Source organism: Streptococcus sp. 27098_8_51 (assembly GCF_041432205.1).
Lineage (GTDB): Bacteria > Bacillota > Bacilli > Lactobacillales > Streptococcaceae > Streptococcus.
The window spans coordinates 1-11,844 of sequence record NZ_JAPVZE010000015.1 but is presented as its reverse complement, the minus strand read 5'-3'; the positions used below and the strand labels follow the sequence as shown (position 1 = coordinate 11,844).

Here is an 11,844-nt window from a genome sequence, read left to right as displayed (position 1 = left end):
TGATTATCAAAATAAAAATAATCCCTTTTCTGCAAAATAATAGTATAATAGAGGTAGAATGTAGAAAAGAGGTAGGCCCATGGCTGTTAAATTTACAAAAACTGATGACTTGGACAAGATGTTTGAAGAATTTGCCAAACTTCCTGACTTAACACAAGTCACTTTCCCAGATGACAAAGACAAAAAAGAAAAAGTTGAGAAGAAAAAATAGATGACTGTTTTCCAATCTCTTCCTCCTAGTGTATTACAAGCGGGGGCTATTTTTCTCTCCATCATGATTGAAGCCCTTCCTTTTGTCTTGATTGGGAGTCTGATTTCGGGGTGGATTGAGGTCTATATCACGCCTGATAAAGTTTATGAGTTTCTTCCTCGCAATCGTTGGGGGAGGATCTTTTTTGGTACCTTCATTGGCTTTCTCTTTCCTTCTTGCGAATGTGGTATCGTTCCGATTATCAATCGTTTTCTGGAAAAGAAAGTGCCCAGCTACACAGCGGTTCCTTTTCTGGTGACTGCTCCCATCATCAATCCTATCGTTCTTTTCGCCACATATTCTGCCTTTGGCAATTCAATAAAACTTGCCTTCTTGCGAGCTCTGGGAGCTATTGTGATTGCTTTGATTCTGGGAATTTTCCTAGGATTTTTCTGGAAGGAACCCATTCAAAAAGAGAATCCTATCGCTTGCCATGAACATGACTTTTCACACTTGGGTCCCGCTAGAAAAGTGTTTCAGATCTTTATACAAGCTATTGATGAGTTTTTCGATATGGGGCGTTACTTGGTCTTTGGCTGTCTCTTTGCGGCTATCGTGCAGGTCTATGTCCCGACTCGGATCTTGACCTCTATCAGTGCAAGTCCAGTCCTTGCGATTCTCTTGCTCATGTTTCTAGCCTTTCTCCTCTCTCTTTGTAGCGAGGCGGACGCCTTTATCGGAGCTTCTCTCCTCTCGAGCTTCGGCCTAGCGCCAGTCCTTGCCTTTCTGATCATAGGCCCCATGCTTGATATCAAAAATCTCCTCATGATGAAACACTATCTCAAAGTGCGCTTCATCTGGCAATTTATGGGTATTGTGACAGTGCTTGTCTTGCTTTATTCTTACATGTTTGGAGTGTTGCTATGATGCGATTTTTCATTTTACTGGGTTATTTTGCCCTAACTCTGTATCTGCAGCTTTCTGGCAAGCTCAGTCACTACATTAACCTCCACTATTCCTATCTAGTCTATATTTCCATGCTCCTTTCTCTTCTATTGGCTCTGGTCCAATTCTATATCTGGATCAAGAAAATCAACTCTCGCAGCCATTTAGAAAGTCGTCGAGCTAGACGAATCAGCCTCCTTTTACTGTCACTACCTCTGTTGATTGGGGTTGCCTTTCCGACAGTAAGTTTGGACTCGAGAACTGTATCTGCCAAAGGTTATCATTTCCCACTTGCTGAGGGAATCAACACAGCCATTCAGGCAAGCGAAGGAACATCCAGTCAATACCTCAAACCCGATACCAGCACCTATTTTTCCAAATCTGCTTATGAAAAGGAAATGAGGACTACAGCTGATAAATACCTCTCCCAGCAAACCATTCACATCACTGATGAAAACTATATGGAGGTCATGGAAGTTCTCTATGACTACCCTCAAGAGTTTGAAGGAAAGAAAATCGAGTTTACAGGCTTCGTCTATAACGATCCTAGCCATGAAGATAGCCAGTTCCTCTTTCGCTTTGGCATCATCCACTGTATAGCCGATTCTGGTGTATATGGACTCTTGACAAAGGGGAACTCACGCCAGTATCCTGATAATACCTGGATTACCGCTAGAGGAACCCTGACCCTCCATTACCATAAAGAACTCAAACAAAAACTCCCAACACTGGAGGTTGAGAGTTTCACAAAAGTAGACAAACCAGAAAATCCTTATGTCTATCGTGTGTTTTAATAAAAAGTAGCCTTTGCAGGCTACTTTTTATTATTTAGTAAGTTTCTAACCTCTTGAGCACCAATCTGATCGCCTGCCTTTTCAAAAAGAGCGATAGATTGTAAAAAATTTTCATGTGATTCTTCAGGATTTTGTATCGAACCAATCTCTCCTAAACCTCTATAAGCACAAGCTTGGGCAATCAAATCATCTGTTTGCAAAGCTTGTTTTAAGGACTGTTCCATATACATGAATGCTTCTGCTACTTTCCCTAGCTTTAATCGTAAATAACCTTGCTCATAATTGTTAACAGAAGATTTGAGGGTATCCTCTGTAAAAGCTTCTTCAATGACTTTTTGCTCTCTTTCGATATAGAAAAGTGCCGTTTGAAATTCATTCATTTCACGATAAACCATGGCTAACTGATGATAGCCTATATGTTCATTTTCTGGGTCACTTTTAGTTCGTGCTAAGTCAATGTAACGCTGATAGATACTTAAGCACTCGTTGTATTTTTGCTCTTCAAGATAAATATACCCCATCAAATTTAACAAACTAAAATCTGTGCAAGTTTCCAATAAAAAATCAGCTTCAACTAATTTTTTAGCCTCATTAATCTTACCCTCAAACAATAAATCCCATGCTTTATTCATACATTTTCTCCTGCATCTTACGTTGTATAGAAATCTATCGACAAATCGCTATCAGACTCGTATTTTTTCCAGGCTAAACTGAAGCCATAATAATCTTCAAATTCAGGGTGCCAGTCATAATAAAGTGGGACACGACTATACTTTCTCGCTACAACTTCGTCTTCAAATTCTGGAGACTCCCCTGCAGTAATACCAAATTGAAGACCATTTAGTTTCCAAGTATTTCCCCAAACGTTTTCATCAGAGAGAACATCGATCCATCTAGAAGCATCAATATCAAAATCCGCACATAATTCCAGTTCATAAAATCTTCTACAGTTAATCCCTGAAGGTTTTATATAAAGGGCGCTATCAACTTGGTATTTTTTATCTTTGACTTGAATCTGTGTGATTTTCATTGGAATCGGAACTCCATTTAATTCTAACCAGAAATATCCTAAAGGAGTTTTGATACTATAATATGTTTGCTGAGAGTTGGGGTTAGCGTTTTTAGAGCAAACATCTAGAATTCTTCCTAGCTTTTTTAAATTTCTAAAAACGTTTTTCGAAGTGATTGGGTCGAAATGTGAATACCTACGAATGACACGTTTTAACTTTTCAACAGGAAAAGTGATATCCTTTGGTAGGGCATGATACTTCTGTACAACTAAAGCATTTTTTTCAGTATTTTCCTTCCCGACTGGTACAATAACAGCGTGTCCTATATGGATATTTGGGTCATCACAGATATAAGTATAACCATTCCCTCCCTCCTGAAACTCAACCACAACAAGATTTAACTCTTGATCTGGATCAAAGAGAGGCTCTACCTTTTCTACTTCTTGGCGCTCATAAAAAGTAAAGTGATCTCCATCCCCGTCTTCGCCGAAAACCATGAAACTGCCACACTCAGGGCACTTCCACATATAAAATGACGCTTCAGAAATATCATCATAAGAAATTTTATTATGGTCGTCAGCTTTATTTATGATTTCTTCAAACAACTCATCCGAATAAACTGAATAAGCATTTGGATTGGGCGCTCGGTGGTCATTCATTTCTTGCCCACATTTACATGTCCATTTACCCATAAAAAACCTCAGTCGCGGCCTAATTCTTCAAGAAAAAATTGATTTAGAGCTTTCCAGTCTTTCTTTTCCTCACGAACACTTTGAACGTATGCATCCAGCTCTTTGATATTTTTGATGATGTAGTATTGGATCGGCATAATCGGATCAATTTCCATACCTTCAGGTCCCTTTACCTTGATATCAAGCAATCTTGATACATGCTCTTTCATCTCATCAGGAAGCAATTCTTTGACCAAATCGTCAAATAAAATTGGAGGAACAGAATGGTATTTTTCAATCCAACGACAGGCCAAAATAGGACGCAGCGCATAGAAATACTTTTTAGGTTTGACCTTGTCTCCTGAAAGATACTTATTCATTTGAGTTCTAGCAGTATTCAAGTAATGATACAGCATTTTTTTCTCAGAAAAATACTGGTTGGCAAGTGGACGTATGCGCTCGATAAAATCCGTTTGTTGATAGACAATTGGTGACTGTAACCATTCAAACAGTGTAGGATTTGACTTATAAAGGAGTTGTAAAGTCTTGTCTAAATCCCAACCACTCACATCCCAAGTATCGTCAATTGGTAGCTCGATAACATCACGCTGTTCATTTAAACGGAGATAAAAATCTTGCTTGTGTTTGTAGATAAATCGTACATCAAAGTCACTATCGGGAGACTCAAAACCCCAGGCACGACTACCAGACTCGATAGCCCATAAAACTCTGACACCATAATCACGCTCAATTTCTGCTAATTTTTCCGGTACCAGAACATTCATTTCTTCTTGCGTTTGCATTTACAACCTCTTATTATTTACGCTGCTTCTCCAGCTCGATCATTAATGAGTTCAATTGTTTGGACAATATTACGAAGTATAGGGAGTTGGTGTTGAAAGAGTAGTTGAACTGAACCATACGATTTAAACGGCTCTTGTGTTAAAACTTTAGTCTCCAAGCAACCATTTTCTACAATGTAATCTACAATCAATTTCACAAAGGAAATCTGCTTGGCATTGAGACTCTCATCCGATAAAAATTTAGAAAAAACTTGATTGGCAGCCTCTCTATCTAAACCAATAATCTCACGAACCAATCTAGGAATTGCCTTATTTTCATAATGTTGTTGGTAATCTGACTTGCTACCTAATTTTTCCCATAGCAATGTTTCAAGTGCAAGTAAATCTTGAGAGGTCAATTTTTCATTATGATATAACTTAGAAATTGCTTCATCATCTAGATGAGTTTTCAAATAATGTTCAACTTTTTCATTATAAGATCGCAGGTCATTGACTTGTAAATATGGCTTAGTATCATGGACAGTGGAAAGAATGTGATCATCAAAATTGACATAATATACAGTGCGTTCCGGTTTATCCAGAAACTGTAGTAAATCTCGAAGCGCAAGGCGTATTTTTTCCAACTCGGATAAACTAACTTCTTCCCAAAATTCAGGTTCTTGTACTTTCCTGATAATTTCAGCCTGTGCAAAAACTTGTGGTATATTGCCAACCCTAGCAAGGGCTTTAGCTGTTTTCATAACTTGAGATATATGGACAGTTGCTGGCTTAGCCAACAGTTGTCCTAACTGTATCTGAAACAGCCATAAATCAAATCGTCTCGCCATCTCGTCTTCTTTATTTTCTTCAAATAGAATCGGCGAAAGATCTTTCTGGATTGTTTCACTTGTGACGGTCGTTAGATTTTGCCAATTTTCCAACTTTCTGTAAGTATAAACTGTATCTAAGACCATACGAACCCTAAAGTCTAACTCATTTAAGCTCACCATACGTTCATGAAGTTCTGAGACGAGTTGTTGACGGTATTCTCTAGCAAACTGATCATCTTGATAACGAAGCTCCTGCAGTTCACGAATCAAGTCCACCTTGATGTTAAACAAACGTTGAGTCAGAGAAACAATGTGACGACCATCTCCTTCTCTTGGATCAGCTTTGAAATATTCAAAATTATCGCCATAATCAAATACCAAGAAATTTTCCTTATCCTGCTCAGGGCCGAATAAATCTTTACAAAGACGGGTTCCACGGCCAATCATCTGCCAAAACTTAGTTTTAGAACGCACTTTCTTGAAAAAGATTAAATTAACAACCTCTGGTACATCAATACCTGTATCCAACATATCAACAGAAATTGCAATTTGAGGGTATTTCTCCTTAATTTTAAAATCATCAATTAAGGTTTGATAATGCTTAATGCTATAATCAATCACTTGAGCATAATCGCTTCCTTTTTCAGGATAGCGTTCGTTAAAAATATCTCTGATGTATTCAGCATGTCGATGGTTTTTAGCAAAGATAATGGTTTTACCAATTTCGTCACCTGAAGCTGTCTGAATTCCTCTTGTCATTAGTTCATCTAGAACAATTTTGACTGTTTGTCTATTGAAAATAGAGGAATTAAAATCCTCAGGATCAATATCTTTTTCAGAACTACCATCTTCAAATTGACTATCAAAATATTCTTTTTCGTCTTGGGATAAATCATCATAATGTAGACCATCCGTTGGTAGTTTTAACTTAGTTTCAATCGAATGATAAGCTACTAAATAACCATCTTTTACAGCCTCTTCCAAATCGTATGCGTATGTTGGAACACCATTCTCCAAGTTAAAGAAACTATAGGTATTCTTATCCAAATCTTGACGCGGAGTGGCAGTTAATCCTACAATCCTTGCATCAAAATAATCAAAAATTGATTTGTATTTCTGATAAATAGAACGGTGAGATTCATCAATTATGATAAGATCAAAGTGCCCAACAGTAAAGGATCGTTGATTTATTTCTTCTTGATCACTAATCGCTCCTATCATAGTCGGATAGGTTGAAAAAACCATTCGACTAGATCGAGCACTATCTTTATCCTCTAAGAAATTACAAACTGAAAGATCTGGAAGTAATTTCCTAAACGAATCATAAGCTTGCTTAACTAGGGAAGTTCTATCAGCTAAAAAAAGAACATTTTTTACCCAGTTATGACGCGAAAGGATATCAACTAGGGAAACTGCTGTACGGGTTTTCCCAGACCCAGTTGCCATGACCAAGAGTGCCTGTCTCCGATTATTGGAGAATGCTTCACAGACACTTGTAATCGCATGTTTCTGATAATAACGTCCAGAAATGTCGTCCCTAATTTTGCTAGAAATATCCTCGAGTGGTTTTTGCAAGTGACGTCTGTCCATCAAAAGTTGCAACTCTTCTTGAGAGTAGAACCCTGCAATCTGGCGACGATTAACACCATCAAGTATGTAGTGCTTTAAACCATTGGTAATAAAGCAAATTGGCCGATAGCCTATTTGTTTCTCAAGAGCTTCAGCATATTCCTTGACCTGCACCTCCCCTACTTCTGGATTTACAGATGCCTTTTTAGCTTCAACAATTGCTAGAACTTTCCCATTTTTGCCATAAAGGACATAGTCACAGTATCCAGTTCCTGTACCATACTTCAAACCATGAACGGCTACCTCAACACGACAGTTTTCCTCAAATGTCCAACCTGCTAAACGGAGATCGATATCAATAAAGAGTTTTCTTGTCTCTGCTTCAGATAGTTGATCGATATGGAAAGATACATCTTGCCGTAGAGCTGCTGTTTCACGTTTTTCAGTATAAGTCTCTTGAATAGTTACGGACTGACTAGCCATCTGTTCATCGAAATCAGGAAGATCTGGCAAACTGTTTTGTAATTTCGCCATAGATTGTGGCGTTTCTCGAAACTTGATGTTTGCTGAAAGTGGCAATAACTGCTCGTCGAAATAACGCTCCACAAACTCGTTACTGTAGCAATAATCAATAAAATTGACAAATTGATACAAATGATGCAAAGCCAAAATCGCTTCTCGTTCCTTAATTTCTCCACCATGTGCAGCATGATTTCCCCATCGAATTAAAAGAACAATCTGCCTATGGAGCTCAGGATCCACAATCTCTCTAAAATCATCATCCCATACCAAAGAAGATAAGGTAGCACGATAGGGAGCTTCTAGATATGAATCGTGACTATATATCCAATGAACAGCCTGCTCCAAGGCACGGCGTGCCATAAAAGCAGTAGCTACAGTTGATGTCGCGATCATATTCTCAGCCTCTATACAAGGCTTTGAAAAAGATTCATACTCTTCGTTATTTAAAAGAAAATCAAAATTTCCCATTTTTCTCTCACTTTGAATAAATAGATAGCTATATTATACTAGATTTCAAGCTATTTCTCCACAGTTTTATAACTATCCCACAAGCAAATTGTGATTTGTCGACCTGAGCCACAAAGTCTGCGAATTCGTTTTGGAGGGAAAGAGGGGGGATATTTAATTTGAAATTGCTAATGAAATCCTTAGGAATTCTTCTCTGTCCTCCGCTTCCTGTCATCTTTCTCTCACCTTCACGTCTAAATTCCGAGAGCATTGTTACATGGTATAACCATACTGTATTAACTGTGTTCTTGGGTCTAAGAACATAAAATTCAGTTGAACCAAACCCTATACCATTCAATAGCCCAAATAATGGGGCACCTTTCCCATTTTCAAAACATGGTGTAATTTTTGCAACAATTACATCATTATCCTTAAAAAAAGTAAACCCTTTTCGAACATCATCAATATTTCGATTAATAGATAAATTAATTTTCCCATTTTCACTAACGTTTGCCATTGGTATAAACGAAACATCTCCATTAAAGTTTAGTAGCTCTTCCCTTTTATTCGGATTTAACTCAGTGTGGTCTTCTAATTTAGACTGTGGATTTTCGAAAATATCCCCAAACATCTCGTTAAATCGGGATTTTACAAGATGTTCAAACTCAATCAACTGTTCTTTTCTAGTATAAATAAGTTTATCAATTTTTTTAAGAACTTTAACTTGTTTCCTCTGTATATCATACGTTGGCAAAAAAATCTCAATATCATATGCAATACTTTTAGATATTTCCTTGAATGTTGCTCCTCTTCCCAAAATATTCAAATAATTTTTTCTTGATTTTAAAAAATAATACAAATATTCATTGTTGATTTTATTTGAGCAAATAAAATTTTTAAAACCTTGATTACAATACATCTCACATCCTGAAATAGCAACTTTACCTATCGGAGCACGAGATGATAGCAAAACCGTTCCCTTAGGAAATGATTTCAATCCCGTTTTTTCAATTCCTAACTTCGTAATTTTTCGTTGTGTGTCAAAAACGATAAAATCATCATCACTAATTTCTGCAGGAGTAATCCATTTGAATTCTCCATTCCAATAATTTGGATTACTACTCTTTGGAGTTGAGCCTGTAACTATCTCACAAATTTCCCCTAACTTCACTTTCTTCATGCAACCACCTCCTCGAAATATCGGGATTTTACAAGGTCGGCAAGTTTCTCTATTTGTTTGTTTCGAATTAAGATTAGGTGTTCTAAATCATGAATAGTCTGAGCGATCTCTTTTTGAATTGTTATGTCAAAATCAGGTATTATAATCTTACTTAAAGATTGTCTGGTAATTTGTGGTTGTGCTGACCCAGTTATAACATCATTAAAACCACGATATTGAAGAAAGTAATATAAAAAATCTATCATGATTACTGATTCATCTAAGTCATCAAGTGCCATAGAGTTTCCAGTAACGTAAGAATAGGGCAGTGATTTATTTACTGTACCACAAGTCGCACCACGACAAGTTATACAAAGTGTAGGTTTCTCGTGATTATAATCAGAAAAGTAACCGATTATCCCATTTGCACCAAAAACTGGATATCCATCTTTAACTAATTCATTAGTTGAAATGGTTTTCCACTGTTTAGGTTTACACACATCAATTAATTTCACGCAACCACCTCCTCGAAATATCGGGATTTGCAGTTAAGAGATGAATTTTTGGTGTGAATGTTTGACATTGCTTTGGTTAACCATGGCATAGGCCAGAGTTGTATCAATTTTGCTGTGACCAAGTAGTTTTTGGACTTGCTCAATAGGCATTCCTTTATCAATAGCCTTTGTCGCTAGGGTTCTTCTGAATTTATGTGGATGAACCTTTTGTATTCCAAGTTTTTGTCCTAGCTTTCTCAATCGAATCTCGACACCAGCAATTCCAAGTCTCTGGGCTTTTCCAACTAGCGTTACAAAAAGAGCTGGATGACTATCTTTTCTATCATTGAGATAGTTTCTTAAATGAATTTTCGTACGAGCATCAAAATATACGGGTCTTTCTTTTTTTCCTTTTCCAAAAACAACGCACTCTCTGTTTTCAAAATCAATATCAGAACGATTCAACTGGACCAGTTCTCCTACACGCATACCTGTTGATGCTAGTAGGTCAATCATTGCCAAATCTCTTAAATTTTCACAATTATCTCTCATAATTTCCAGATGTTCGTCCGTATAAGTTTCTTTCACAGTTTGTTCTGTTTTAATTTTTTTAATCCTTCGAATAGGATTCTTGATGATATATTCCTCTTGCTCAAGCCAAGCAAAAAAAGAGGACAATATACGCCGAATATTGTCCAAATTCGCCTTACTACAGTCCTTTTCAGACTGATAATTTGCTAGATAACTTCTTAAATCATCTGTTGTCAGTTGTGTCACAGATTCCTTAATATGATGAAACAAATTTTCAATTGTTCTCTGATAATAACATATTGTTTTTGCACTACAGCCCTCCACCTGCTTAGCAGTTATAAATAGTTGCAACAGATTATTATTCGAATGCTTTTGCTTCTTTTTTCCATCCACTAGATGTCGTTCTAAACTTTCTCGCAATGCTAGTAATTGTTCATTGTTTAAAAGTGGTAACATTTCTTGTATGATAATTGTAACTTTTGATTCCATAAATTCTCACTTTCATTATTACTCATCAATAAAAAGAGACAATATCAGTTTCTGCATTTCAGAATTCTAATATTGTCTGTTTATTTTCTAATACTCATTCAAATCCAACGCACTATCTTATTTTTTCTCTGATAGAATGTTCAGAAACCCATTTAGAATAGCTTATCATTTTTTCATCAGTTAAAGCTTCTACCGCCATAGTCACACACATATCAACCGCTTCTTCCACAGAAACAGAAAAGTGATAACCATTTAAGTTTAAAAATTTCACCAAAACATAAAACGCTGTCCGTTTATTGGCATTGGCAAAAACATGCTTCTTTATCAATTGGACAAATAATATTGTTGCTTTATCAAAAATTGTTGGATAAAGAGGTTTACCAAAAACAAATTGTTCTGGTAAGTTCACAATCATATTTAACGCTGAAGGACTAACTGTTTTAATTTGCTCATTTGGAGAATACCGTTGAATTACTAAAGCATTGATTTTTTCAATTTGCTTTTCTGTTAAATAGACTGTCATTTTTCCACCAAAGCTTTGAAAACATCGTCGTATTCATCAAAAATTGTATCCAATTTCAAGTTAAAGGCATCATCAGATACATAAGAAACTTGATGATCCAATTCTTCAGGGGTAAAGATAATTTCACCACTTGGTAACAATTTCGCTTCGTATTTAACACCACTTGGAATATTGAACTCGCTTGGAATCGTAATGGTGATTGAATTTCCTTGCTTTCTTGTTTTTACTGCCATCTGATTTCCTCCTTTGAAGTATTATAACAAATAATTACGGTAATTACAATGATAGTGTAAAACTGCTATCTCATCTCAAATCTTAACCGAAATACTCCTGCATGAGAGATTTCTTCAAAGTTTCAAGTTCTTCTAGTGATTTTTGAATTGCCAATTGTGATTTGTCGACCTGAGCTACAAATTCTGCGAATTCGTTTTGTAACTGAATTGGAGGTAAAGGAACAATATAATTCATTATATCGGAAGATTTAATTGCAGGATAATTAGCTCCCGTAACAATATTAGTCATTTTATTCGTAAATCTATCAGAGCAAATTATTGCAAATAAATATTCTGGTAAACATTTCAAAGCTCTAAGCACACAGAATCCGCTGGAAGCTACCAAATTCTCGTCATCTAGCTCCGTAATTGCTATATTTTTAAGATTTGGTCGGACGGTTGAAACAACAATGTCTCCTTTCCTAATATGTTGTTGAGCTCTTGATGGAGCTTGATTTAACATATATTCCTGAAAACCAGTCATTTTATAATTTTTATTATCAATTGATGAAATATCAATGTATTTAATTGTATCGTGTTGATCAAATATTTTTTTCGCAGTTTCTATTCTATCGTCAACCAGTTCAGAAATACTTACCTTATCAAACTTCTTTGA

At 36.4% G+C, this 11,844-nt stretch carries 13 protein-coding genes; 3 read left to right on the top strand and 10 right to left on the bottom strand.

Going from position 1 to position 11,844, the window contains the following annotated elements; all coding sequences use genetic code 11:
* Window positions 1-79 precede the first annotated feature (79 nt).
* From O3622_RS08565 to O3622_RS08555, 3 genes are read left to right on the top strand one after another with little or no spacing between them, the layout of a single operon-like run.
* Window positions 80-211 carry an SPJ_0845 family protein gene (locus O3622_RS08565; protein ID WP_000268696.1) on the top strand — a complete coding sequence of 44 codons (132 nt, stop codon included), beginning with the start codon at window positions 80-82 and terminating at the stop codon, window positions 209-211.
* Complete coding sequence (locus tag O3622_RS08560) at window positions 212-1,117, top strand: permease (protein ID WP_371607349.1); 906 nt, start codon at window positions 212-214, stop codon at window positions 1,115-1,117. It begins immediately after the preceding gene.
* Window positions 1,114-1,929, top strand: a complete 816-nt coding sequence (locus tag O3622_RS08555) for a TIGR03943 family protein (protein WP_268721785.1) — start codon at window positions 1,114-1,116, stop codon at window positions 1,927-1,929. Before O3622_RS08560 ends, O3622_RS08555 begins: the two co-directional genes overlap by 4 nt.
* A 20-nt stretch (window positions 1,930-1,949) precedes the next feature.
* On the opposite strand, the gene O3622_RS08550 is transcribed toward O3622_RS08555, so the two are convergent.
* The 10 genes from O3622_RS08550 to O3622_RS08505 form a co-directional block, all read right to left on the bottom strand.
* Window positions 1,950-2,561 carry a lipopolysaccharide assembly protein LapB gene (locus O3622_RS08550; RefSeq protein WP_084867404.1) on the bottom strand — a complete coding sequence of 204 codons (612 nt, stop codon included), beginning with the start codon at window positions 2,559-2,561 and terminating at the stop codon, window positions 1,950-1,952.
* Window positions 2,562-2,578: 17 nt separating this feature from the next.
* The gene (locus O3622_RS08545; RefSeq protein ID WP_371607348.1) at window positions 2,579-3,631 is read right to left on the bottom strand and encodes a hypothetical protein; all 1,053 of its coding nucleotides are present in this window, start codon (window positions 3,629-3,631) and stop codon (window positions 2,579-2,581) included.
* Between the two features lie 8 nt (window positions 3,632-3,639).
* Window positions 3,640-4,413: a DNA polymerase beta superfamily protein gene (locus tag O3622_RS08540; RefSeq protein WP_371607347.1), complete on the bottom strand. Its 774-nt coding sequence runs from the start codon at window positions 4,411-4,413 to the stop codon at window positions 3,640-3,642.
* A gap of 17 nt (window positions 4,414-4,430) precedes the next feature.
* Window positions 4,431-7,781 carry a DEAD/DEAH box helicase family protein gene (locus O3622_RS08535; protein WP_371607346.1) on the bottom strand — a complete coding sequence of 1,117 codons (3,351 nt, stop codon included), beginning with the start codon at window positions 7,779-7,781 and terminating at the stop codon, window positions 4,431-4,433.
* Between the two features lie 28 nt (window positions 7,782-7,809).
* Complete coding sequence (locus O3622_RS08530) at window positions 7,810-8,940, bottom strand: restriction endonuclease subunit S (protein ID WP_371607345.1); 1,131 nt, start codon at window positions 8,938-8,940, stop codon at window positions 7,810-7,812.
* Complete coding sequence (locus O3622_RS08525) at window positions 8,937-9,434, bottom strand: restriction endonuclease subunit S (RefSeq protein ID WP_371607344.1); 498 nt, start codon at window positions 9,432-9,434, stop codon at window positions 8,937-8,939. The genes O3622_RS08530 and O3622_RS08525 overlap by 4 nt, the downstream gene beginning before the upstream one ends.
* Window positions 9,435-9,467: 33 nt before the next feature.
* Window positions 9,468-10,433, bottom strand: a complete 966-nt coding sequence (gene xerA / locus O3622_RS08520; protein ID WP_371607343.1) for a site-specific tyrosine recombinase/integron integrase — start codon at window positions 10,431-10,433, stop codon at window positions 9,468-9,470.
* A 112-nt stretch (window positions 10,434-10,545) separates the two neighbouring features.
* Window positions 10,546-10,956 carry a type II toxin-antitoxin system death-on-curing family toxin gene (locus O3622_RS08515; protein WP_371607342.1) on the bottom strand — a complete coding sequence of 137 codons (411 nt, stop codon included), beginning with the start codon at window positions 10,954-10,956 and terminating at the stop codon, window positions 10,546-10,548.
* Complete coding sequence (locus O3622_RS08510; protein WP_044020655.1) at window positions 10,953-11,189, bottom strand: AbrB family transcriptional regulator; 237 nt, start codon at window positions 11,187-11,189, stop codon at window positions 10,953-10,955. The genes O3622_RS08515 and O3622_RS08510 overlap by 4 nt, the downstream gene beginning before the upstream one ends.
* An 82-nt stretch (window positions 11,190-11,271) precedes the next feature.
* Window positions 11,272-11,844: restriction endonuclease subunit S (locus tag O3622_RS08505; protein WP_371607341.1), on the bottom strand; the 573-nt coding region annotated here is incomplete at its 5' end.